The 22,692-nt window shown below is 74.8% G+C and carries 21 protein-coding genes; 17 read left to right on the top strand and 4 right to left on the bottom strand.

The features are described from left to right. Nucleotides 1-107 precede the first annotated feature (107 nt). From alaS to mltG, 3 genes are all read left to right on the top strand, one after another. The gene (alaS, locus tag FB558_RS35120) at nt 108-2,792 is read left to right on the top strand and encodes an alanine--tRNA ligase (RefSeq protein ID WP_142061179.1); all 2,685 of its coding nucleotides are present in this window, start codon (nt 108-110) and stop codon (nt 2,790-2,792) included. After that, entirely contained in the window at nt 2,789-3,214 is a 426-nt protein-coding gene (ruvX, locus tag FB558_RS35115; RefSeq protein WP_142061177.1) for a Holliday junction resolvase RuvX, read from the top strand. Before alaS ends, ruvX begins: the two co-directional genes overlap by 4 nt. Before the next feature lie 172 nt (nt 3,215-3,386). Further along, complete coding sequence (gene mltG / locus FB558_RS35110; protein ID WP_246106985.1) at nt 3,387-4,799, top strand: endolytic transglycosylase MltG; 1,413 nt, start codon at nt 3,387-3,389, stop codon at nt 4,797-4,799. 34 nt (nt 4,800-4,833) lie between these two features. Here mltG and FB558_RS35105 read toward each other — a convergent pair whose 3' ends face one another. Beyond that, complete coding sequence (locus tag FB558_RS35105; RefSeq protein WP_246106984.1) at nt 4,834-5,703, bottom strand: spermidine synthase; 870 nt, start codon at nt 5,701-5,703, stop codon at nt 4,834-4,836. 170 nt (nt 5,704-5,873) lie between these two features. Here FB558_RS35105 and FB558_RS35100 point away from each other — a divergent pair, with 170 nt between their 5' ends. Continuing rightward, nucleotides 5,874-6,560 carry a prepilin peptidase gene (locus FB558_RS35100; RefSeq protein WP_246106983.1) on the top strand — a complete coding sequence of 229 codons (687 nt, stop codon included), beginning with the start codon at nt 5,874-5,876 and terminating at the stop codon, nt 6,558-6,560. 12 nt (nt 6,561-6,572) lie between these two features. Continuing rightward, complete coding sequence (aroC, locus tag FB558_RS35095) at nt 6,573-7,742, top strand: chorismate synthase (RefSeq protein WP_142061173.1); 1,170 nt, start codon at nt 6,573-6,575, stop codon at nt 7,740-7,742. Nucleotides 7,743-8,249: 507 nt separating this feature from the next. On the opposite strand, the gene FB558_RS35090 is transcribed toward aroC, so the two are convergent. Then, entirely contained in the window at nt 8,250-8,582 is a 333-nt protein-coding gene (locus FB558_RS35090) for a hypothetical protein (protein WP_142061171.1), read from the bottom strand. Between the two features lie 267 nt (nt 8,583-8,849). Between FB558_RS35090 and FB558_RS35085 the strand changes: the two genes are divergently transcribed. Genes FB558_RS35085 through aroQ form a run of 3 tightly spaced genes read left to right on the top strand, consistent with a single transcriptional unit; the run spans nt 8,850 to nt 11,033 of the window. Next, on the top strand, nt 8,850-9,470 hold the full coding sequence (locus FB558_RS35085) for a shikimate kinase (RefSeq protein WP_142061169.1): 621 nt from the start codon (nt 8,850-8,852) through the stop codon (nt 9,468-9,470). Between the two features lie 37 nt (nt 9,471-9,507). Further along, complete coding sequence (gene aroB, locus FB558_RS35080; protein WP_142061167.1) at nt 9,508-10,590, top strand: 3-dehydroquinate synthase; 1,083 nt, start codon at nt 9,508-9,510, stop codon at nt 10,588-10,590. Then, nucleotides 10,587-11,033: a type II 3-dehydroquinate dehydratase gene (aroQ, locus tag FB558_RS35075; protein ID WP_142061166.1), complete on the top strand. Its 447-nt coding sequence runs from the start codon at nt 10,587-10,589 to the stop codon at nt 11,031-11,033. Before aroB ends, aroQ begins: the two co-directional genes overlap by 4 nt. Here aroQ and FB558_RS35070 read toward each other — a convergent pair. Next, the gene (locus FB558_RS35070) at nt 11,027-11,251 is read right to left on the bottom strand and encodes a DUF6458 family protein (protein WP_142061164.1); all 225 of its coding nucleotides are present in this window, start codon (nt 11,249-11,251) and stop codon (nt 11,027-11,029) included. The genes aroQ and FB558_RS35070 overlap by 7 nt on opposite strands. A gap of 56 nt (nt 11,252-11,307) precedes the next feature. Between FB558_RS35070 and FB558_RS35065 the strand changes: the two genes are divergently transcribed. The 3 genes from FB558_RS35065 to nusB all read left to right on the top strand — a co-directional run bounded on the left by FB558_RS35065 (nt 11,308) and on the right by nusB (nt 13,516). Further along, nucleotides 11,308-12,405: a M24 family metallopeptidase gene (locus FB558_RS35065; protein WP_142061162.1), complete on the top strand. Its 1,098-nt coding sequence runs from the start codon at nt 11,308-11,310 to the stop codon at nt 12,403-12,405. Nucleotides 12,406-12,518: 113 nt separating this feature from the next. After that, a complete protein-coding gene (gene efp / locus FB558_RS35060) occupies nt 12,519-13,082 on the top strand; it encodes an elongation factor P (RefSeq protein WP_142061160.1) in 564 nt (187 codons plus the stop codon). Further along, nucleotides 13,082-13,516, top strand: coding sequence for a transcription antitermination factor NusB (gene nusB / locus FB558_RS35055; protein WP_142061158.1), 435 nt, complete (start codon nt 13,082-13,084; stop codon nt 13,514-13,516). The genes efp and nusB overlap by 1 nt, the downstream gene beginning before the upstream one ends. Before the next feature lie 54 nt (nt 13,517-13,570). On the opposite strand, the gene bldD is transcribed toward nusB, so the two are convergent. Continuing rightward, entirely contained in the window at nt 13,571-14,053 is a 483-nt protein-coding gene (bldD, locus tag FB558_RS35050; protein WP_142061156.1) for a transcriptional regulator BldD, read from the bottom strand. 480 nt (nt 14,054-14,533) lie between these two features. Here bldD and pyrR point away from each other — a divergent pair, with 480 nt between their 5' ends. The 6 genes from pyrR to pyrF are packed head-to-tail and all read left to right on the top strand — an operon-like array spanning nt 14,534 to nt 22,670. Next, nucleotides 14,534-15,136 carry a bifunctional pyr operon transcriptional regulator/uracil phosphoribosyltransferase PyrR gene (gene pyrR, locus FB558_RS35045; RefSeq protein WP_142061154.1) on the top strand — a complete coding sequence of 201 codons (603 nt, stop codon included), beginning with the start codon at nt 14,534-14,536 and terminating at the stop codon, nt 15,134-15,136. After that, the gene (locus tag FB558_RS35040) at nt 15,133-16,077 is read left to right on the top strand and encodes an aspartate carbamoyltransferase catalytic subunit (RefSeq protein WP_142061152.1); all 945 of its coding nucleotides are present in this window, start codon (nt 15,133-15,135) and stop codon (nt 16,075-16,077) included. The genes pyrR and FB558_RS35040 overlap by 4 nt, the downstream gene beginning before the upstream one ends. Nucleotides 16,078-16,109: 32 nt before the next feature. Beyond that, entirely contained in the window at nt 16,110-17,450 is a 1,341-nt protein-coding gene (locus tag FB558_RS35035) for a dihydroorotase (protein ID WP_142061150.1), read from the top strand. Then, complete coding sequence (gene carA / locus FB558_RS35030) at nt 17,447-18,559, top strand: glutamine-hydrolyzing carbamoyl-phosphate synthase small subunit (RefSeq protein ID WP_142061147.1); 1,113 nt, start codon at nt 17,447-17,449, stop codon at nt 18,557-18,559. Before FB558_RS35035 ends, carA begins: the two co-directional genes overlap by 4 nt. Next, nucleotides 18,559-21,852, top strand: coding sequence for a carbamoyl-phosphate synthase large subunit (gene carB / locus FB558_RS35025; RefSeq protein WP_142061145.1), 3,294 nt, complete (start codon nt 18,559-18,561; stop codon nt 21,850-21,852). Before carA ends, carB begins: the two co-directional genes overlap by 1 nt. Beyond that, nucleotides 21,849-22,670: an orotidine-5'-phosphate decarboxylase gene (gene pyrF / locus FB558_RS35020; protein WP_142061143.1), complete on the top strand. Its 822-nt coding sequence runs from the start codon at nt 21,849-21,851 to the stop codon at nt 22,668-22,670. The genes carB and pyrF overlap by 4 nt, the downstream gene beginning before the upstream one ends. Nucleotides 22,671-22,692: the final 22 nt, after the last annotated feature.

Below are 22,692 nucleotides of genomic sequence, written 5' to 3'. Positions count from 1 at the left end.
GCGCCCCGCGGCGTCCCCCTGCCGTCCCGCGTCCCGCTCGCTGCGGGAGACTGGTCCGCGTCGTCCACGCCGCGCCCGCCTCCCGCTCGACCCTTGGAAGCCACACCGTGCAGACCCACGAGATCATCCGTCGTTTCACCGAGCACTTCACGAACGCCGGGCACACCCGCGTGCCCAGCGCGTCGCTGATCCTCGACGACCCCAACCTGCTGTTCGTCAACGCGGGGATGGTGCAGTTCAAGCCCTACTTCCTGGGGCAGGTGCCGCCGCCGTACCCGCGGGCCACCTCGATCCAGAAGTGCGTGCGCACCGGGGACATCGACGAGGTCGGGCGGACGACCCGGCACAATACGTTCTTCCAGATGGCCGGGAACTTCTCCTTCGGCGACTACTTCAAGGCCGGCGCGATCGAGCACGCCTGGAAGCTGATCACCGGCAGCCAGGACGCCGGGGGCTTCGGCTTCGACCCGGAGCGGATCTGGGTCACCGTGTTCCACGACGACGACGAGGCGATCGCGCTGTGGCGCAGCATCGCCGGGCTCCCCGAGGAGCGGATCCAGCGCCGCGGCGGCGAGGACAACTACTGGGACATGGGCGTTCCCGGCCCGGGCGGGCCGTCGTCGGAGATCTACTACGACCGCGGCCCCGAGCACGGGCGCGAGGGCGGCCCGGTCGCGGACGAGGACCGCTACCTCGAGATCTGGAACCTCGTCTTCATGCAGGACGAGCGCGGCGAGCTGTCCCCGAAGAAGGGGCACCCGCCGATCGGCAGCCTGCCCAAGAAGAACATCGACACCGGCATGGGCGTCGAGCGCGTCGCCTACCTGCTCCAAGGCGTCGACAACGTCTACGAGACCGACCTCGTGCGTCCCGTGATCACCCGTGCCGAGGACCTCTCCGGCCGTCGCTACGGCGTCTCGGCCGAGGACGACGTCCGGTTCCGCGTGATCGCCGACCACGCCCGGTCCGGCCTGATGATCATCGCGGACGGGGTCACCCCCTCCAACGAGGGCCGCGGCTACGTGCTGCGCAGGCTGCTGCGCCGGATCGTGCGCTCCGCGCGGCTGCTCGGCGTGCACGAGCCGGTGCTCGGCGCGTTCGCCGAGGTCGTGCGCGACACGATGGCGCCCGCCTACCCGGAGGTGCGGACCGACTTCGAGCGCATCTCGGCGGTGATGCGCGCCGAGGAGGAGGCCTTCCTCGCCACGCTCACCGCGGGCTCGCGGATCTTCGACACCGCGGTGGCGGAGACCAAGCAGGCGGGCGGCCTGGTGCTGCCCGGCGACCGGGCCTTCCAGCTGCACGACACCTACGGGTTCCCGATCGACCTGACGCTGGAGATGGCCTCCGAGGCGGGCCTCGAGGTCGATCAGGACCGGTTCCGCGCCCTGATGCAGGAACAGCGTTCCCGGGCGAAGGCCGACGCGGCCAAGCACAAGGTTGGCCACGGCGACGGCTCGGTCTACCGCACGGTGCTCGACCGGCACGGCAGCACGTCCTTCCTCGGCTACACCGAGCTCGCCGCCGAGGCCACCGTCGTCGGGCTGCTGGTCGACGGGCAGCCGGTGCCGGCCGCGCGCGAGGGCGAGCACGTGGAGGTGGTGCTCGACCGCACGCCGTTCTACGCCGAGGCCGGTGGCCAGCAGGCCGACACCGGTGAGCTGCGCGGCGCGTCGTTCACCGTGCGCGTCGAGGACGTGCAGTCGCCGGTGCAGGGGCTGCGCGTGCACCGCGGCACGGTGGTCGCGGGCGAGGTGTCGCTGGACGCGGCGGTGGTCGCGGAGGTCGACCGGTCCCGCCGCTCGTCGGTCTCGCGGGCCCACACGGCCACCCACCTCGTGCACGCGGGCGTCCGGGGTGCGCTGGGCAGCGCCGCCGCCCAGGCCGGTTCGCTCAACGCACCGGGCAGGCTGCGGTTCGACTTCACCTCCCCGACCGGTGCCGTCGCCCCCGCGGCGCTCGGCGAGATCGAGGACGAGGTCAACACCGTCCTGCAGGAGAACCGTGAGGTCGAGGCCTACGAGACGTCCATGGACGAGGCCCGCAGGCTCGGGGCCATGATGCTGTTCGGCGAGAAGTACGGCGACCGCGTCCGCGTGGTCGACATGGGCGACTACTCCCGCGAGCTGTGCGGGGGCACCCACGTCGGGCGCACCGGGGAGATCGGCATGATCAAGGTCCTCTCCGAGGCCTCGATCGGCTCCGGGGTGCGGCGCGTGGAGGCCCTGGTCGGCCTGGACGCGTTCCGGCACCTGTCGAAGGAGCACCTGCTGGTCTCCACGCTGGCCGACCAGCTCAAGGCCCGCCCCGAGGAGCTGCCCGAGCGCATCAACGGGCTCGTCGAGCGGCTGCGCACCGCCGAGCGGGACCTGGAGAAGGTCCGCGCGGACGCGGTGCTGTCCTCGGCGGGCGCACTCGCCGAGGGCGCGGAGGACGTCGACGGGGTCGCGCTGGTCGCCGTCGCCGCCCCGGACGGGGTGGGCGGCAACGACCTGCGTGCACTCGCCTCCGACGTGCGCGGCCGGCTGGGGTCGCGCCCCGGTGTCGTCGCGCTGTTCTCCGCGGACGGGGAGAAGGTGGCCTTCGTCGTCGCCACCACGGCGGCGGCCCGCGACCGCGGCCTCGCCGCCGGGAAGCTGATCCCGGCGTTCGCGCCCGCCGTGGGCGGTCGCGGCGGGGGCAAGCCGGACCTCGCCCAGGGCGGGGGCACGAACCCGGCCGGCGTCGCGGAGGCGGTCGCGGCGCTGCGCACCGCGCTGCGCCGAGGGGCGCCAGAGGCGCAGCGCGCGTGAGGCGCGGCCGGCGCCTCGGCATCGACGTCGGCGCCGTCCGGGTCGGGGTCGCGATCTGCGACCCGGACGGCGTGCTCGCCACCCCACTGGTCACCGTGCCCCGTGACGTCGAGGGCGGGTCCGACCTGCGCGCTATCGCTGCCCTCGTGGCCGAGCACGAGGCCGTCGGCGTGGTCGTCGGGCTGCCGCGCACCCTGGCCGGGCGCGAGGGCCCGGCGGCGGAGGCCGCGCGGGTGTTCGCCGACGCGCTCGCCGGCGTGGTCGACGTGCCGCTCGAGCTGACCGACGAGCGGCTCACCACGGTGGTCGCCACCCAGCAGCTGCGTGCACGGGGCGTGAAGGGCCGCAAGCAGCGGGCCGTGGTCGACCAGGCCGCGGCCGTCGCGATCCTGCAGGGCTGGCTCGACGCGCACCGCGGTTGACCCGCGGGTGTGGCGGCCGCCGCGGGGCTGGTTACTCTCCGGTCTCGTGAGTCCGGACGGATGGGATCAGCGACCGCCGCCCCGTCACCGGGGTGAGGGCGGGCGCCACGGAGCCCGTCCCGGGCCACCCCCCGCGCGCCACCGCGCCGCCCCGGACCCCAGCCCGCCGACGGTGCCGGTCCCCGTCGTGGGCCGGCACGAGCCGCCGTCGGCCCCTGCGCGACGCGACCCCGTACCGCCGTTCGACCGTCGCGAGGCGGCCCCGCCCGGGGACCCCCGTGGCTCCGGCGCCGCGTTCGACCCGCGCGATCCCACGCCGCCGGCGGACCGGCCCCCGGCCACGCCGCCTGCGGACCGGCGGGAGCCGGCGCCCGCCGGCCGGGAGCAGCCCTCCCCGCCCGAGGCGGACGAGGCGGAACCGGTCTCCGCGGGGAGCTCGCGGCGCACCGCGGAGCGCGGCACCTCCCGCCGCAGGCGCGGGCGCACGATCATCGTGCTGCTCGCGGTGCTGCTGCTCGGCGGTGTCGCCGCCGGGGGTGCCTACACGTTCTTCACGTGGTTCGCCACGCCGGACTTCGAGGGCACCGGTGTCGGCGACGTCGTCGTGCAGGTCGAGGACGGCGACTCCACCACCCGGATCGCGGGCGAGCTCGCCGAGAACGGCGTGGTCGCGAGCGCGGCGGCGTTCACCAACGCCGCCGAGGACGACGAGCGGATCCGCGGCGTGCAGCCGGGCTACTACCAGCTGCGGCGGCAGATGTCGGGCGCCTCGGCCGTCGCGCTGATGCTGGACCCGGCCTCCCGCGTCGGGCAGCTGGAGATCCGCGGTGGCGTCCAGCTCGACGACACGAGCGCCCCCGACGGCAGCGTCGCGCCCGGCGTCCTCAGCCTGATCTCCCGAGCCACCTGCGTGCGGCGGGACGGCGAGGAGCAGTGCGTGTCGGTCGACGAGCTGCGCGCGGCGATGAGCGAGACCGACCCGGCGACGCTGGGCGTCCCGGAATGGGCGCTGGAGGACGTCGCCGAGGCGGAGCCGCGGCGCCGCTTGGAGGGACTGCTGCTGCCCGGCCGCTACGACGTCCACCCCGGCTCCACCGCCGCCGACGTGCTCAAGGAGCTGCTGGCCACCTCGGCCGCGCGGCTGGAGGCCACCGGGCTCGTCTCCGGTGCCCGCAGCATCGGCTCCTCGCCCTACGAGGTCCTGACCATCGCGTCGCTCGTGGAGAAGGAGGCGATCACCCCGGACATGCCCCAGGTCGCCCGGGTGATCTACAACCGGCTCGGGGCCGGGCGCAGGCTCGAGCTCGACTCGATGGTGAACTATCCGCTCGACCTGCAGGCGCTGCGCACCACCGCCGAGGACCGCACGCGGCCCGGCCCGTACAACAGCTACGTGGTCACCGGCCTGCCGCCCACGCCCATCGCGGCCGCGGGCCGGGAGGCCATCGCGGCGGCGCTGGAACCGGCTGCCGGCCCCTGGATGTACTTCGTGCGCTGCCAGGCCGACGGCACGTCCTGCTTCGCCGAGACCTACGAGGAGCACGACGCGAACGTCCGCGAGGCGCGGGCCAACGGCGCCTTCTGACCGATCCGACCGGGCGGTCGACCGGTCCGGGAGGTCAGTCCGCGGGCCGGCCGAAGAACCCCGGCGGCGGGAGCGGTGACGGGGAGGTGCTGCGGTCGCCGGGCACCGGCACCCCGTCCGCGAGCCGCCGCGCGTCCGGCCCGGCGAGCACCCGGGCCGGGAACGGGTCGCCCGCCGTGCGCCGGACCAGCTCGTCCACCGGGAGCGGCGCCGCGGAGGCCACGAGCACGAGGTTGCCGAACCGCCGCCCGTGCAGCAGCGGGGGCACGGCCACCACCGCGATCTCGGGGAACACCGCGGCCGCCGCCGCGACCTGGCCGCGGGCGAACGCCAGGCGCCCGCCGTCGGCGACGTTGGCGGCGTACACCCCGCCCGGGGCGAGCACGGCCGCCGCGGCGCGGACGAACTCCACCGACGTGAGGTGCGCCGGGGTGCGGGCACCGGCGAACACGTCGAGCACCAGCAGGTCCACCGACCCGGGCGCCAGCCGCGCGAGGGCGGCCCGCGCGTCCCCGACCGTGACGTCGATCCCCGCGCCGTCGGCGGGCAGCCGGGAGGCGACCAGGTCGACGAGCCCCGCGTCCAGCTCGACCACGCGCTGCGCGGACCCCGGACGGGTCGCCGCCACGTAGCGGGCGAGCGTCCACGCCCCGCCGCCGAGGTGCAGCACCCGCAGCGGGGCCGTCGGCGCGGCCACGAGGTCGGCCACGTGGCCCAGCCGGCGGACGTACTCGAACTCGAGGTGCAGCGGGTCGTCCAGGTCGACGTGCGACTGCGCCGTGCCGTCGAGCAGCAGCGTCCATCCCTGGGGCCGGTCCGGGTCACCCACGAGCTCGGCGCGGCCGTGGTCCACGTCCGCGGTGATGACCGCTCGCGCCACCCGGTCCGCCTGCCGCCTCTGCACCCCCACGATCCTGCCCCGACCGTCTCCCCACCCGACGAACGGCACTCTCGTCGGTCCCTAGCCGACGAAAGTGCCGTTCGTCATGCGGATCAATGCACCTCGGGGGTCGGCTATCCACAGCTTCGCGATGGGCCTGGGCACGCCTCGGCACGCCGGCGACGATCGAGCACGTGGACGGGACGGGAGTGGTGGCCGAGGCCCTGGTCGTTGCCGGGTTCGCGGCCGCGGGAGCGGGGGCGGGCGCAGGGGCGCGGTTGCTCCTGCGCCGGCTCCGCCGCGGCGCACGGGTGCCGGTGCCGTGCTGCGAGGTCGCGGTGGCGGCGCTGTGGGCGGGCACCGGGGCGGCCGGGGCGCTCGAGCTGCTCCCGCTCGTCTGGCTGCCGGTCCTGCTGGGCCTGGGCTGGTTGGCCGTCGCGGCGGGCGCCGTCGACGTCCTGCACCGGCGCCTGCCCGACGCCCTCACCGTGCCCGCGCTGCCGGTGGCGCTGCTGCTCCTGCTGCCCGTGGGGCCCGCGGCCGTCGTGCGCGGTGCGGGAGGTGCGGCGGTGGCCGTGGCCGTGCACGCCGCGGTGCACCTGCTCGACCGGCGGGCGGTGGGCGCGGGCGACGTGAAGCTCGCGGCGTCGCTCGGCGCCGTCCTGGCCGCGGTGGCGTGGCCCGCGCTCGCCGTCGCCGCGGTGCTGGCCGCCGCCTTCACGGCGATCGCCGGCCTGCGCGGCGCCGCGCGTGCCCGCCGGCTCCCGGGCCCACGGTCCGGGGGAGCCCTGCCGCACGGCCCGTCGATGCTCGCCGCCACCTGGCTGGTCGTGACGTGCCTGGCCGGTGTGGGTGCGGCGGGCGGCGCGGGTGCGGGGTGAGAGAATCGCGGCGTGCTGCGTTGGATCACCGCCGGGGAGTCCCACGGTCCCGCCCTGGTCGCCGTGCTGGAGGGCATGGTCGCCGGGGTCGAGATCACCACCAAGGAGCTCGCCGCGGAGCTGGCGCGCCGCAGGCTCGGGCACGGCCGCGGTGCCCGGATGAAGTTCGAGGCCGATGAGCTCGAGGTCATCGGCGGCGTCCGGCACGGCGTCACGCAGGGCGGGCCGGTGGCCGTCCGGATCGGCAACAGCGAGTGGCCGAAGTGGGAGACCGTGATGGCGGCCGACCCGGTCGACCCGGAGCTGATCGCCCAGCGGGCCCGCAACGCCCCGCTCACCCGCCCGCGTCCCGGCCACGCCGACCTGGCGGGCATGACGAAGTTCGGCTTCGACGACGCCCGGCCGGTGCTGGAGCGCGCCAGCGCCCGCGAGACCGCGTCCCGCGTCGTGCTCGGCACCGTGGCGAAGGCCTTCCTCGCCCAGGCGTTCGACGTCGCCATCGTGTCGCACGTGGTGGCGCTCGGAGCCGTCGAGGCGCCGGAGGGGCAGCAGCCGGGCCCGGGCGACCTGGAGCGCGTCGACGCCAGCCCGGTCCGCGCGTTCACCGACAGCGCCACCGCCGAGATGGTCGCGGAGGTCGACGCCGCCCAGAAGGACGGCGACACCCTCGGCGGCGTCGTCGAGGTGATCGCCTACGGGCTCCCGGTCGGGATCGGCTCGTACGTGCAGAGCGACCGCCGCCTCGACGCCCGCCTGGCCGGCGCGCTGATGGGCATCCAGGCGATGAAGGGCGTCGAGATCGGCGACGGGTTCCGCACGGCCCGCCGCCGCGGCAGCGCGGCCCACGACGAGATGGTGCCGGGCGACCCGGTGCAGCGGCTGTCCAACCGGGCCGGGGGCATCGAGGGCGGGATGACCAACGGCGAGCCGGTCCGCGTCCGCGTCGCGATGAAGCCCATCTCCACGGTCCCCCGGGCCCTGCAGACCGTCGACGTCGCCACCGGCGAGCCCGCCCAGGCGATCCACCAGCGCTCGGACGTGTGCGCCGTGCCGGCCGCCGGCGTGGTGGCCGAGGCGATGGTCGCGCTGGTGCTGGCCGACGCGGCCCTGGAGAAGTTCGGCGGCGACTCGCTGGCCGAGACCCGCCGCAACCTGCGCGGCTACCTCGACACCGCGCGCTGACCGCGCGCTGACCGCGCCGCACCGACCCGGCCCCGCTCGCGCACCCCGTGCGGCCGGATTCGGGGTGCGGACCGGCTCGGGGAGCGTCGCCCGAGGTGATCGTTCTGAGTCGCGCGCTGCTGTGGCGCCCGGGGCGCTGCTGTGCGGCTGGGACGGATCACGGGTCGGTGATCGATGGGAGGCGTACGGCAGCGTGGTGGCGGGAGCGCTGGTGTGCGCCTGGGACCGATCTTCGTGGGTGATCGGTCTGAGGCGTCCGTGAGTGTCGTGTGGGGAGCGTGGGTGTGCGTCTGGGGCCGATCATGGTGGGTGATCGGTCTGAGGCGTCCGTGAGTGTCGTGTGGGGAGCGTGGGTGTGCGTCTGGGGCCGATCATGGTGGGTGATCGGTCTGAGGCGTCCGTGAGTGTGGTGTCGGGAGCGTTGGTGCGCGTCCCGGACTGATCTGTCAGTGCGGTGCCCGCGGCGCTGAGGTGCTTCTCGCGCCGATCACGGACGGCGCTGCCGGGTCAGCGCTCCGTGCGGTGCGGGCCGGTGCCGGGGCCGCGGGGGCGGGGGGCGCTGCCGGCGCGGCGGGCGCCGGCGCGGAAGGCGGCCGCCCGGTCGGCGGGCGCGCTCGCCGGCCCGCCGGAGGGGCCCTCCTCGCGGACCGGGCGGACGACCGGGATCTCGCCGGTGACGGCGTCACAGAACGCGGTGAACGGGGTGCCCGCGCCGGGGCTGCCGGGGGTGCGCAGCTGCGGTTCGAGGTGGGACTGGCGCCGGCGACGGGGGAGCGGGAGCTGCTCGCGGGCCGGTGTCGGGCCGTCCGGTTGGCGGGGTGCGTCGTCGGGCCGCGTCATCGCCTGCGCCTCCCCCCGGGGGCGACCGGCCCCGGGCGCGGGGCCCCGCGGCGCTGGTGCCCCTGGTGCGCGGCGCTGCCGCCTCGTCCGTCCTCGCCGTGGCTCACCGGCTGCTCCGTTCGTGCGACGTCCCGTGTCGTCGGTGGTGACCGTTCGGCGTTGCCGCCGTCCGCGCAGCCTAGTAGATCAGCCGTACGCGGCTGCGGCACCCGCTGGGTCCGGGTGGGTCGTCCGGGCACCCGGGCAGCGGTCACTAGGCTGGGGTACGTGCAGGTCGAGAACCGTCCCACCCTGGTCATCGTCGGTCCGCCGGGTGCCGGGAAGACCACCGTCGGGCGCGTGCTCGCGCGCCGGCTCGGCGTCGGGTTCACCGACGCCGACGCGCTGATCGAGAAGCGGGCGGGCAAGGCGATCGCCGACATGTTCCTCGCCGACGGCGAGGAGGCGTTCCGCGCGCTCGAGCGCGACGTCGTCGCGGAGGCGCTCGGCGCCACCACCGGGATCCTCGCGCTCGGCGGCGGAGCGGTGCTGGCGGCGGAGACCCGCGAGCTGCTGCGGAGCCACCGCGTCGTGCACCTGACGGTCGGGCTCGCCGACGGGCTGCGCCGCACTGGGATGTCCACGGCGCGCCCGCTGCTGGCGGGGGTCAACCCGCGGGCCACGTTCAAGGCGCTGCTCGACGCGCGCGCACCCCTCTACGCCGAGGTCGCCACGGTGCAGGTCGACACGAACCGGCGCAGCGCCAACCAGGTGGCCCGTGCCGTGCTGGAGGCGCTCGGCGAGCTGCCGCCGTCGGCCCCGGAGGACCCGGTCGACCCCGACGACCCCCTGGACCGCCCGACCCCGCGGGCGGAGTCCCCGCTGCCGGACCCGACCCTGCACCTCTGACGCACCTTCCCCGGGCGGCCGTCAGTAGGGTGATCGCGTGAGTGAGACCGTGCGGATCGACGTGGCCGGCGAGCGGCCCTATCCCGTGCTCGTCGGGCGGGGTGTGCGCGCGCAGCTGCCGGCCACCGTCACCGGGCTCGGTGCCGCCGTCGCGCTGATCGTGCACCAGCCGGCGCTGGCCGAGGTGGCGGAGCAGGTCAGGGGCGAGCTGGAGGCCGCGGGCGTCGACGCGCACCGCGTGGAGGTGCCCGACGCCGAGGACGGCAAGGCGCTGGCCGTCGCCGGTTTCTGCTGGGAGGTGTGCGGGCGCGCCGGGCTCACGCGCGGCGACGTCGTGATCTCGCTCGGGGGCGGCGCGGCCACCGACCTCGCCGGGTTCGTCGCGGCCACGTGGATGCGCGGGGTGCGGGTGGTGCACGTCCCGACCACGCTGCTCGCGATGGTCGACGCCGCCGTCGGCGGGAAGACCGGCATCAACACCGCGGCCGGCAAGAACCTGGTCGGCGCGTTCCACGAGCCGTCGGCGGTGCTGGTCGACCTCGCCGTGCTCGACACGCTGCCCGCGCCGGAGCTGGTCGCCGGCAGCGCGGAGATCGTCAAGACCGGGTTCATCGCCGACCCGGTGATCCTGGAACGCATCGAGGCCGGCCCGGCGGCGGCGCTCGACCCGGCGGGACCGGTGCTGCCCGAGCTCGTGCGGCGCTCCATCCAGGTCAAGGCCGACGTCGTGGCCGCCGACCTGCGCGAGTCGCACCTGCGGGAGATCCTCAACTACGGGCACACCCTCGGGCACGCCATCGAGCGCCGCGAGGAGTACCGGTGGCGCCACGGCGCCGCCGTCAGCGTGGGCCTGGTGTTCGCCGCCGAGCTGGCCCGCGCGGCCGGCCGGCTCGACGACGCGACGGCCGACCGGCACCGCGCGGTGCTCGAGTCGGTCGGGCTCCCGGTCACCTACACCCCGGGCGTGCTGCCCGAGCTGGTGGAGACGATGCGCGGGGACAAGAAGGCACGCGCCGGCACGTTGCGGTTCGTGGTGCTCGACGGGCTCGCGAAGCCCGGCCGGCTGGAGGGTCCGGAGCCGGAGTTGCTGGAGCGCGCGTACGGGGCGGTGAGCGCGTGAACCGCGTGCTGGTCCTGAACGGTCCCAACCTGGGACGGCTCGGTACGCGGGAGCCCGCCGTGTACGGCCGCACGACCTACGCCGACCTGGTCGGGCTGTGCGAGGGTGCGGGTGCGGAGCTGGGCCTGCAGGTCGAGGTGCGCCAGACCGACCACGAGGGCGAGCTGCTCGGCTGGCTGCACGAGGCGGCCGACGCCGCGGCCCCGGTGGTGCTCAACGCGGGGGCGTGGACGCACACCTCGGTGGCGGTGCGCGACGCCTGCGCGCAGCTCACCGCGCCGCTCGTGGAGGTGCACATCACGAACGTGCACCGGCGCGAGGAGTTCCGCCACCACTCCTACATCTCGGGGGTGGCCACCGGGGTGATCGTCGGGCTCGGCGTCGACGGGTACGCGCTCGCGCTGCGGTGGATCGCGGGCCGGGCCGGTAGCGAGCCTCAGTAGCGCGGGTCCGGCGGGCGCGGCGGCGGGTACTCGACCTCCCGGCGCACCACGGGACGGGCCTGGCGGGCGAGGACGAGGCTCGCGACCAGCCCGATGACGCCGACCGCGGTGAGGATCCAGCCCACCAGCTCCAGGTCGATCCCGGCGAGGTCGACCCGCACCGCGAGGGCCAGGATCAGACCGATCGCGATCAGGCCGATGCTCGATCCGATTCTCATGACCACGCCTACCCGCTCGGGCCGGTCGCGCAACCCCGCGTCGTAGGGTGGCGCGCATGACCACCGTCGGCCCGACCGCCCGCAGGCGCGCGGCCCTGCGCGCGCTGCTGCCCGCAGCGGAGGTCGATGCGCTGCTCGTCACGGACCTGGTCAACATCCGCTACCTGACCGGTTTCACCGGGTCGAACGCGGCGTTGCTCGTCCACGCGGACGGCGACGCGGCGAGCCGGTTCTGCACCGACGGGCGCTACCGGACGCAGGCGGCGGCCGAGGTACCGGACCTGGAGACCGTGGTCGACCGGGCGAGCGCGCTCGCGCTGGCCGCGCAGGTGCACGCGTGGGGCGTGCGCCGGCTGGGCTTCGAGTCCGACGCCGTCACCGTCGACGCCCACGACGCGCTGGTCGCCGCGGCCGACGGGGTGGCGCTGCACCGGGCTCCCGGGTTCGTCCAGCGGCTGCGGGCGGTGAAGGACGCCGGTGAGGTCGCGGCGCTGCGCCGGGCCTGCGCGGTGGGCGACGCCGCGTTCGCGGACCTGCTGGCATCAGGTGGCCTGCGCGCCGGGCGGACCGAGCGGGAGGTCGCGCACGACCTCGAGGAGCGGATGCGCGGCCACGGCGCGAGCGGGCCCGCGTTCGAGACGATCCTGGCCGCCGGGGCGCACTCCGCGGTGCCCCACCACCGGCCCACCGACTCCGTGCTGCGCCGCGGTGACCTGGTGAAGCTGGACTTCGGCGCGCTCGTCGAGGGCTACCACTCCGACATGACGCGCACGGTCGTGCTCGGCGCGGCAGCCGGGTGGCAGCAGGAGCTGCACGCGCTCGTCGCCGAGGCCCAGGCCGCGGGGCGGGCGGCGCTGGCGCCCGGCGCCGAGACGCGAGCGGTGGACGCGGCGGCCCGCGACGTGGTGGAGCGCGCCGGGCGCGGGGAGGAGTTCGTGCACGGCCTCGGCCACGGGGTCGGCCTGCAGATCCACGAGGCGCCGGCACTGGGCAGGACCGCCACGGACGTGCTGGCGGCCGGGATGGTGGTCACCGTCGAGCCCGGCGTGTACCTGGCGGGCCGCGGCGGCGTCCGCATCGAGGACACGCTGGTGGTGCACGTCGACGGGCCGGAGCCGCTCACGCACACCGCGCGCGAGCTGCTCGAGGTCTGACCGGTATCGTGGTCGACGACGAACGGCGCCGCTCGCGCCGGTTACCGCAGCACAGCCCCGGCGCGTGACGGCAGCCCTCCGCGCCCGAAGACAATGCGAGGAGTCAGGCGCACGTGGCCACGACGAACGACCTGAAGAACGGTCTGGTCCTGAACATCGACGGCCAGCTCTGGGCCGTCACCGCGTTCCAGCACGTCAAGCCCGGCAAGGGTGGCGCCTTCGTGCGCACCACGCTGAAGAACGTGCTCACCGGCAAGGTCGTCGACAAGACGTTCAACGCCGGCACGAAGGTCGACACGGCCACGGTGGACCGCCGCGACATGACCTTCCTGTACCGCGACGGCGCCGACTTCGTCTTCATGGACGGCGACACGTTCGACCAGATCCCGGTGCCCGAGGCCACGGTCGGCAGCGCGGCGGGGTACATGCTCGAGAACCAGGGCGCGATGGTGGCCTTCCACGAGGGCACCGCGCTGTACGTCGAGCTGCCCACGTCGGTCGAGCTCGTCATCTCCCACACCGACCCCGGGCTGCAGGGCGACCGCTCCACCGGCGGCACCAAGCCCGCCACCCTGGAGACCGGCGCCGAGATCCAGGTCCCGCTGTTCGTCACCACCGGCGAGAAGGTCAAGGTCGACACCCGGGACGGGCGTTACCTGGGCCGCGTATCCAGCTGATGACCGACCGGCTGCCGCGGGCGCGCACCAGGGCGCGCAAACGCGCCCTGGACATCCTGTTCGAGTCCGAGGCGCGCGGTGACGACGCGCTCGCGGTGCTCGCGCACCGGCGCGAGACCGAGGACGCGCCGCCGGTCTCGGACTACGCCGCGATGCTCGTCGAGGGCGTCGTGACGCACCGGGAGCGCATCGACCAGCTGCTCGCCGAGCACGCCGAGGGCTGGACGGTGGCGCGCATGCCCGCCGTCGACCGCACGCTGCTGCGGATCGGCGTGTTCGAGCTGCTGTGGGTCGACGAGATCGACGACCCGGTGGCCATCACGGAGGCCGTCGAGCTGGCTCGCACGCTCTCCACGGACGACAGCCCGCGCTTCCTCAACGGCGTGCTCGGCCGGATCGCCGACATCGCCGAGCACCTGCGCGCCACGCGCTGACGCCGACCGTGAGTGGGCACGGGTGCCGAGCACCCGCAACCACTCACGACCGGGTCAGGCGGTGGGTCGCGCCTCGGGCGGCAGGACGCCCCAGTCGATCAGCTGGTCGGTGAGCTCGCCGGGCGTCATGTCGTAGATGATCGACAGCGACCGCAGGTCCTCGGACCGGATCGAGAGCACCTTGCCGTTGTAGTCGCCGCGCTGGCTCTGGATCGCCGCGGCGTAGCGGGCCAGCGGGCCCACCTTGTCGGCCGGGAGCTGCTGCAGGCGCTCCAGGTTGATCACGATCTTCGTGGCGGGCTCGGAGCCCGACGGGATGCGGCCCTCGGGGAGCAGCTCGGCGACCGGCACGCCGTAGAAGTCGGCCAGCTCGGCCAGCTTCTGCACCGTGACGGCGCGGTCCCCGCGCTCGTAGGAGCCCACCACGACCGCCTTCCAGCGGCCGCCGGACTTCTGCTCGACGCCGTGCAGCGACAACCCCTGCTGCTGCCGGATGGCGCGGAGCTTCCCGCCGAGCGCCTTGGCGTAGTCGCCCATCTGGCGACCTCCTCACTTGCTGCGCGCCCGGCCGCGGGACCGAGCTGTTACCGGTGGTGCAACTGGAACCGTGCGCCGGGTCGGCGCCGGCCCCGCTCCTCGGGGCGGTGCCCCCCGCTACCGCGGCCACCCTGGGAGCAATGCTTCGATACGGAGAGTAATCATGCGCGCGCGCCGACGATCGGTCAAGTTGTCGTCCCCCTCCCGGTACCACGGAGCGTAGAGACCACTCGAACGGCTGATCGAGGGTCCCCCGCCAGGCGTTACGCCCCGTGCGGCGCGTGCATGTCGGCCCAGATGCTCTCAGTCGTGCTTGCACGCGGTGACGGGTGGGGTAGGTGTGGGTGTCGGGGAAGGGTACGGCGTGTGACGCTGGCGATGCCGCGGCGCGGAAACGGGGGTCCGCGGCCGCCCCGCTGGTAGCGTCCGGGTGACCGGTTCCTTTAAGCCCGTCCCGTGAGGCGGGGAAGGAGAGACTTCGTGGCGGAGCACCGCCGCGGGGACCCGGCAGGCGCGAGCCCTCCCGCCCGGGAGCTGCTCGGCGCCGCCGACGTCGCCCGCACCATCGCGCGGATCGCGCACCAGATCATCGAGAAGACGGCGGGCACCGCCGGCGTGGAGAACGTCGTGCTGATCGGCATCCCGACCCGCGGCGCCGTGCTGGCGCGGCGGCTCGCCGCCGCGATCGCCGAGTTCGAGGGCAGCGCGCCCCCGGTCGGCTCGGTCGACCCCACGCTCTACCGCGACGACCTGCGCCGCCGTCCGGCTCGCGCACTGGAGGACACCGAGGTGCCCGAGGGCGGACTGGACGACGCGCTCGTCGTGCTCGTCGACGACGTGCTGATGTCCGGGCGCACCGTGCGCTCGGCGCTGGACGCGCTGTCCGACCACGGCCGCCCGCGGGCGGTGCAGCTGGCAGTGCTCGTCGACCGCGGGCACCGGGAGCTGCCGATCCGCGCGGACTACGTCGGCAAGAACGTGCCGACCGCCCGCGACGAGCAGGTCCTCGTGCTGCTGTCGGAGACCGACGGGGTGGACGCCGTCCGGCTGCGCCGCGGCGGCCCGGAGGGGACGGCGCCGTGAAGCACCTCCTCTCGGTCACCGACCTCGACGCCGCCGCCGCGACCGGCCTGCTCGACACGGCCGACCGGCTCAAGCAGGCGCTGCTGGGCCGCGAGGTCCGCAAGCTGCCCACGCTGCGCGGCCGCACCATCATCACGATGTTCTACGAGAACTCCACCCGCACCCGGGTCTCGTTCGAGATCGCCGGCAAGTGGATGAGCGCCGACACCATCAACGTCAGCTCCTCGGGCTCGTCGGTGGCGAAGGGGGAGTCGCTGCGCGACACCTCGCTGACGCTCTCGGCGATGGGCGCGGACTGCGTGGTCGTGCGCCACCCGGCCTCCGGCGCCGCCCACCGCCTCGCCGGCTGGATCGACCGCGACCACGAGACCACCGGCGCGCACACCTCGATCGTGAACGCGGGCGACGGCACCCACGAGCACCCCACCCAGGCGCTGCTGGACGCCGCCACCCTGCGCGACCGGCTCGGGTCGATCGCCGGGCGGCGGATCGGGATCGTGGGCGACGTCCTGCACAGCCGGGTGGCGCGCTCGAACGTCTTCCTGCTGGCCACGCTCGGCGCCGAGGTCGTGCTCGTCGCGCCGCCGACGCTGCTGCCGGTGGGTGTCGCCCAGTGGCCGTGCCGCGTGAGCCCCGACCTGGAGGCCGAGCTGCCCGGGCTGGACGCGGTGATGATGCTGCGCGTGCAGGCCGAGCGGATGCACGGCGCGTTCTTCCCGTCGGCGCGGGAGTACTCGATCGGCTACGGCCTGTCCGAGGACCGGGCGCGGCTGCTGCCCGAGCACGCCGTGGTGCTGCACCCCGGCCCGATGGTGCGCGGCATGGAGATCGCCCCGGCCGTGGCCGACAGCCCGTCGGCGGCGATCCTCGCGCAGGTCTCCAACGGCGTGCACATCCGGATGGCCGTCCTGTACCACCTCCTGGCCGGAGCCCCCGAATGAGCCGAGGACGCTGCAACCGGAACGGAGATCACGTGGCCGACCTGCTGATCACGAACGCCCGGCCGTACGGCGAGGACGCCACCGACCTGCTGGTTCGCGACGGCGTCGTCACCGAGATCGGGAACGACCTGCCGGCGGTCGAGGGCGTCGAGGTCCTCGACGCCGACGGCGCCGTGCTGCTGCCCGGCTTCGTCGACCTGCACACCCACCTGCGCGAGCCGGGCGGCGAGGAGTCCGAGACGGTCGAGACCGGCTCGCGGGCCGCCGCCCGCGGCGGTTACACCGCGGTGTTCGCGATGCCCAACACCGACCCGGTGGCCGACACCGCCGTCGTCGTCGAGCACGTGCGCCGCCGCGGCGAGGAGGTCGGGCTGGTCGACGTGCACCCGGTCGGCGCGGTCACCGTCGGGCTCGAGGGCGTCAAGATGGCCGAGCTCGGCACGATGGCAAAGTCGCGGGCGGGCGTGCGGATGTTCTCCGACGACGGCCGCTGCGTGCACGACCCGGTGATCATGCGGCGGGCGCTGGAGTACGCCTCGGCGCTGGACGTCGTGATCGCCCAGCACGCCGAGGACCACCGGCTGACGGTCGGCGCGCAGGCGCACGAGGGCGTCGTGGCCTCCCGGCTCGGGCTGACCGGGTGGCCTGCCACCGCCGAGGAGACGATCGTCGCCCGCGACTGCGCGCTGGCCCGCGAGGCCGGGGCGAAGCTGCACGTCTGCCACGTGTCGTCGGCGCGCACGATCGAGGTGCTGCGGGCGGCGAAGGCGCAGGGCGTGCGGGTCTCGGCCGAGGTCACGCCGCACCACCTGCTGCTCACCGACGCCGCGCTCTCCGGCTACGACCCGGTCCACAAGGTCAACCCGCCGCTGCGCACGGGCGAGGACACGAAGGCGATGCGCGCGGCGCTGGCCGAGGGCGTGATCGACGTGGTCGGCACCGACCACGCCCCGCACGCCGCGCAGTACAAGGACACGGAGTGGGCCGCCGCACGTCCCGGAATGCTCGGGCTGGAGACGGCGCTGTCGGTGGTGGTGCACACCATGGTCGAGCCCGGCCTGCTCGACTGGCGCGGCGTCGCCCGGGTGCTCTCGGAGCGCCCGGCCGAGATCGCAGGCCTTCCCGACCAGGGGCGGCCGATCGCGGTGGGCGAGCCGGCCACGTTCGCGCTGGTCGATCCGGACGCGGTCTGGACGGTCCGCGGCGCGGCGCTGGCCAGCCGGGCGTCCAACACCCCCTTCGAGGGGATGCGGTTGCCGGCGGCGGTCGCGGCCACGGTGCTGCGCGGCCGCGTGACGGCGCGCAGCGGAGCGGTAGCGCCCATCGGCGCCGCCAGGAACGGATCGGTAGCCGAAGGGAAGGCGCAAGTATGACGGCCCTGCTCGTCCTCGAGGACGGACGGATCTTCCGCGGCGAGGCCTACGGCGCCCGCGGCACGGGCCTGGGTGAGGCCGTGTTCACCACCGGGATGACGGGTTACCAGGAGACGCTGACCGACCCGTCCTACCACCGCCAGATCGTGGTGCAGACCGCGCCGCAGATCGGCAACACCGGGTGGAACGACGAGGACGACGAGTCGCACCGCATCCAGGTGGCCGGGTACGCGGTCCGCGACCCGGCGCGAGCCCCGTCGAACTGGCGCTCGCGCCGCTCCCTCGAGGACGCGCTGCGCGAGCAGGGCGTCGTCGGGATCGCGGGCATCGACACCCGCGCGGTGGTGCGCCACCTGCGCGAGCGCGGCGCGATGCGCGCCGGGGTCTTCTCCGGTGACGCACTGGCCGCCGACGGGGAGCTGGTGGACCGGGTGCTCGCGAGCCCGCCGATGGAGGGCGCCGACCTGTACGGCGCGGTCACCACCCGGGAGCCCTACGTCGTGCCCGCCGACGGCGAGCGGCGTTTCCGGGTGGCCGCGCTCGACGTCGGCATCAAGTTCAACACCCCGCGCATGATGGCCGCGCGCGGCATCGAGGTGCACGTGCTGCCGGCCGACACGTCGATCGCGGCGATCGAGGAGCTCGCGCCGGACGGCTACTTCATCGCGAACGGCCCGGGCGACCCGGCCACCGCCGACGCCCCCGTCGCGCTCACCCGCCAGGTCCTCGAGCGGCGCATCCCGACGTTCGGCATCTGCTTCGGCAACCAGATCCTCGCCCGCGCGCTCGGGCGCGGCACCTACAAGCTGCAGTACGGGCACCGCGGCATCAACATCCCGGTGATCGAGCACGCCACCGGCCGCGTCGCCATCACCTCGCAGAACCACGGGTTCGCCGTCGAGGGCGAGGCGGGGGAGCGGTTCGACACCCCGTTCGGCGCCGCCGAGGTCAGCCACACCTGCCCCAACGACGGCTGCGTCGAGGGGCTGCGCGCCCTGGACGTGCCCGCGTTCAGCGTGCAGTACCACCCGGAGGCGGCCGCCGGGCCGCACGACGCCGCCGACCTCTTCGACCGGTTCGTCGAGCTCATGGACGGGAGCAAGAGCTGATGCCCAGGCGCGACGACATCCGCCACGTCATGGTGATCGGCTCCGGGCCGATCGTCATCGGCCAGGCCGCCGAGTTCGACTACTCCGGCACCCAGGCGTGCCGCGTGCTGCAGGCCGAGGGCCTGCGCGTGTCGCTGGTGAACTCGAACCCGGCCACGATCATGACCGACCCCGAGTTCGCCGACGCCACCTACGTCGAGCCGGTCACCCCGGAGTTCCTGGAGCAGGTGATCGCGGCCGAGCGACCGGACGCCATCCTGGCCACCCTGGGCGGGCAGACCGCGCTGAACGCGGCGATCGCGCTGCACGCCAGCGGGGTGCTGGAGCGCTACGGCGTCGAGCTGATCGGCGCCGACGTCGACGCGATCCAGCGCGGCGAGGACCGGCTCAAGTTCAAGGAGATCGTGCAGTCGATCGGCGGCGACGTGCCGCGCAGCGCCGTCTGCCACTCGATGGACGAGGTCCGGGCCGCGGCCGACGAGCTGGGCCTGCCGGTCGTCATCCGGCCCTCGTTCACGATGGGCGGGCTCGGCTCGGGCATGGCGCACACGCCCGAGGACCTCGAGCGGCTCGCCGGCACCGGCCTGGACGCCTCCCCGGTGACCGAGGTGCTCATCGAGGAGTCGGTGCTCGGGTGGAAGGAGTACGAGCTCGAGCTGATGCGCGACCACCACGACAACGTGGTCGTCGTCTGCTCGATCGAGAACCTCGACCCGATGGGCGTCCACACCGGTGACTCGATCACCGTCGCCCCGGCGATGACGCTCACCGACCGCGAGTACCAGAAGATGCGCGACGTCGGCATCGCGGTGCTGCGCGCGGTCGGCGTCGACACCGGCGGCTGCAACATCCAGTTCGCGGTGCACCCCGACACCGGCCGCCTGGTCGTCATCGAGATGAACCCGCGCGTGTCGCGCTCGTCGGCGCTCGCGTCGAAGGCCACCGGGTTCCCGATCGCGAAGATCGCCGCCCGGCTCGCGATCGGCTACACGCTCGACGAGATCCGCAACGACATCACCGGCGAGACCCCGGCGGCGTTCGAGCCCACGCTCGACTACGTGGTCGTGAAGATCCCGCGGTTCGCGTTCGAGAAGTTCCCCGGCGCCGACCCCGAGCTCACCACCACGATGAAGAGCGTCGGCGAGGCCATGGCGCTCGGTCGCTCCTTCCCGGAGGCGCTGGGCAAGGCCATGCGCTCGATGGAGACCAGCCGCATCGGGTTCTGGACCGCAGCGGACCCCGACGGCGAGCCGGACGTCGCCGCGAGCCGCGACGGGCGGATCTACGCCGTCGAGCGCGCGCTGCGCACCGGCACGAGCGTGGCCGACGTGGCCGCGGCCTCCGGGATCGACCCGTGGTTCGTCGACCAGATCGCGGCGCTCACCGAGCTGCGCCAGGAGATCGAGGACGCGGCGGTGCTGGACGCGCCGTTGCTGCGGCGGGCGAAGCGGGCCGGGCTCTCGGACCGCCAGATCGCCGTCCTGCGCCCCGAGTTCGCCGGCGAGGACGGCGTGCGCTCCCTGCGGCACCGCCTCGGCATCCGCCCGGTCTACAAGACCGTGGACACCTGCGCCGCGGAGTTCGCGGCGAGGACGCCCTACCACTACAGCGCCTACGAGACCGACCCGAGCGCGGAGTCGGAGATCGTGGCGCAGACCGAGAAGCCGAAGGTGCTCATCCTCGGCTCCGGGCCCAACCGCATCGGTCAGGGCATCGAGTTCGACTACTCCTGCGTGCACGCCGTGATGGCGCTGCGCGAGGCCGGGTTCGAGACCGTCATGGTCAACTGCAACCCCGAGACGGTCTCCACCGACTACGACACGGCCGACCGCCTCTACTTCGAGCCGCTGACGTTCGAGGACGTCCTCGAGGTGGTGCACGCCGAGCAGCAGTCCGGCACGGTCGCGGGCGTCATCGTGCAGCTGGGCGGGCAGACCCCGCTCGGGCTCGCGCAGCGGCTCACCGCGGCGGGCGTGCCGGTCGTCGGCACGTCGGCGGCGGCGATCGACCTGGCCGAGGACCGCGGCGCGTTCGGCGAGGTGCTCAGGAAGGCAGCGCTCCCGGCGCCGGCGTTCGGCATGGCCACCTCGTTCGACGAGGCCCGGGCCATCGCCGCGCGCATCGGCTACCCGGTGCTCGTGCGGCCCTCCTACGTCCTCGGCGGGCGCGGCATGGAGATCGTCTACGACGACGAGACCCTCGCCGGCTACATCTCGCGCGCCACGACGATCAGCGAGGACCGGCCGGTGCTGGTCGACCGGTTCCTCGACGACGCGATCGAGATCGACGTCGACGCCCTGTGCGACGGCGAGGAGGTCTTCCTCGGCGGTGTCATGGAGCACATCGAGGAGGCCGGGGTGCACTCCGGCGACTCCTCCTGCACGCTGCCGCCGATCACGCTCGGGCACTCGGTGCTGGAGCAGGTCCGCCGCTCCACCGAGGCGATCGCGCACGGCGTGGGCGTGCGGGGGCTGCTCAACGTCCAGTACGCGCTGCACGGCGAGACGCTCTACGTGCTGGAGGCCAACCCGCGGGCGTCACGCACGGTGCCGTTCGTCTCCAAGGCCACCGCGGTGCCGCTGGCCAAGGCGGCCGCGCGGATCATGCTCGGCGCCACCATCGCGGAGCTGCGGGCCGAGGGGCTGCTCCCGGCCGACGGTGACGGCGGCGAGCTGCCGCCCGACGCACCGGTGGCCGTCAAGGAGGCGGTCCTGCCGTTCCACCGGTTCCGCACCGTGGAGGGGCACGGCGTGGACCCGCTGCTCGGGCCGGAGATGAAGTCCACGGGCGAGGTGATGGGCTTCGACGCCTCGTTCGGCGCCGCGTTCGCCAAGTCGCAGGCCGGGGCCTACGGGTCGCTGCCGACCTCGGGGCGGGTGTTCGTGTCGATGGCCGACCGCGACAAGCGCGCCATGGTGTTCCCGGTGCTGCGCCTGGCCGACCTCGGGTTCGAGGTGCTGGCCACCGCGGGCACCGCGGACGTGCTGCGCCGCCACGGGGTGGCGGCCACGGTGGTGCGCAAGCACAGCGAGAGCGCCGAGGGCGAGACGATCGTCGACCGGATCCTGGCCGGCGACGTCGACCTGATCATCAACACCCCGTACGGCAACTCCGGGCCCCGCGTGGACGGCTACGAGATCCGCGCCGCCGCCGTGGCCCGCGGCGTCCCGTGCATCACCACCGTGCAGGGCGCGGGGGCGGCCGTGCAGGGCATTGAGGCGATGAAGGCGGGGCGCATCGGCGTCCGCTCGCTGCAGGACGCGCACGCGAGCTTGGCGAAGGCGCGTTCGTGAGGGCGTTCGGGGAACGGCTCGTCGACGCCGTCGCCGCGCGGGGCCCGCTGTGCGTCGGGGTCGACCCGCATCCCGCGCTGCTCGCCGCGTGGGGGCTCACCGACGACCCGGACGGGCTCGGCCGCTTCGCCGACGCCTGCGTCAGCGCGTTCGCCGGGCAGGCCGCGGTCGTCAAACCGCAGTCGGCGTTCTTCGAGCGGCACGGGTCGCGCGGGATCGCGGTCCTGGAGCGCGTGCTCGCGGCGTTCGCCGAGGGCCCGACGCTCACGCTCCTGGACGTCAAACGCGGCGACATCGGCTCCACGATGGACGGCTACGCCGACGCCTACCTCGGCGTCGGCGCGCCGCTGGGGGCCGATGCCGTGACGCTCTCGCCGTACCTGGGATTCGGGTCGCTCACCTCGGCGCTCGACACCGCCGCCGACGCCGGGCGCGGTGTCTTCGTCCTCGCCCGCACGTCGAACCCGGAGGGTGCGGACGTGCAGCTGGCGGAGCTCGGCGGGCGTGCCACCGCGCAGTCGATCGTGGACGGCGTCGCCGCCCGCAACGCGGGCGCGGAGCCGCTGGGCGACGTCGGCGTGGTCGTCGGCGCCACCCGGGAGCACGGGCTCGACCTGTCCGCGCTGAACGGCCCCGTCCTCGCTCCCGGGCTCGGCGCCCAGGGGGCCGCGCCTGCGGACATCGCGGGGATCTTCTGCGGCGTCCGGGGGATCGTCGTGCCCGCGGCGTCCCGGTCGGTGCTGCGCGCGGGCCCGGACGTGGCGGCGCTGCGCGCGGCCGCCGAGTCCCTGCGCGACGAGCTGACCGCGGCGGTCTGAGGGCCGCACACACCGTCGCCGG

This window comes from Pseudonocardia kunmingensis (genome assembly GCF_006716445.1).
GTDB classification, from domain to species: domain Bacteria; phylum Actinomycetota; class Actinomycetes; order Mycobacteriales; family Pseudonocardiaceae; genus Pseudonocardia; species Pseudonocardia kunmingensis.
Note: the sequence above shows the minus strand (reverse complement) of the source record. Positions and strands in the feature narration are given on the sequence as shown.

Coding starts and splice junctions, on each gene's coding strand:
- FB558_RS35070 (WP_142061164.1), bottom strand. CDS start 11,251: ATGAGAATCGGATCGAGCATCGGCCTGATCGCGATCGGTCTGATCCTG.
- FB558_RS35090 (WP_142061171.1), bottom strand. CDS start 8,582: ATGACGCGGCCCGACGACGCACCCCGCCAACCGGACGGCCCGACACCG.
- carB (WP_142061145.1), top strand. CDS start 18,559: ATGCCCAGGCGCGACGACATCCGCCACGTCATGGTGATCGGCTCCGGG.
- bldD (WP_142061156.1), bottom strand. CDS start 14,053: ATGGGCGACTACGCCAAGGCGCTCGGCGGGAAGCTCCGCGCCATCCGG.
- nusB (WP_142061158.1), top strand. CDS start 13,082: ATGACCGACCGGCTGCCGCGGGCGCGCACCAGGGCGCGCAAACGCGCC.
- FB558_RS35065 (WP_142061162.1), top strand. CDS start 11,308: ATGACCACCGTCGGCCCGACCGCCCGCAGGCGCGCGGCCCTGCGCGCG.
- carA (WP_142061147.1), top strand. CDS start 17,447: ATGACGGCCCTGCTCGTCCTCGAGGACGGACGGATCTTCCGCGGCGAG.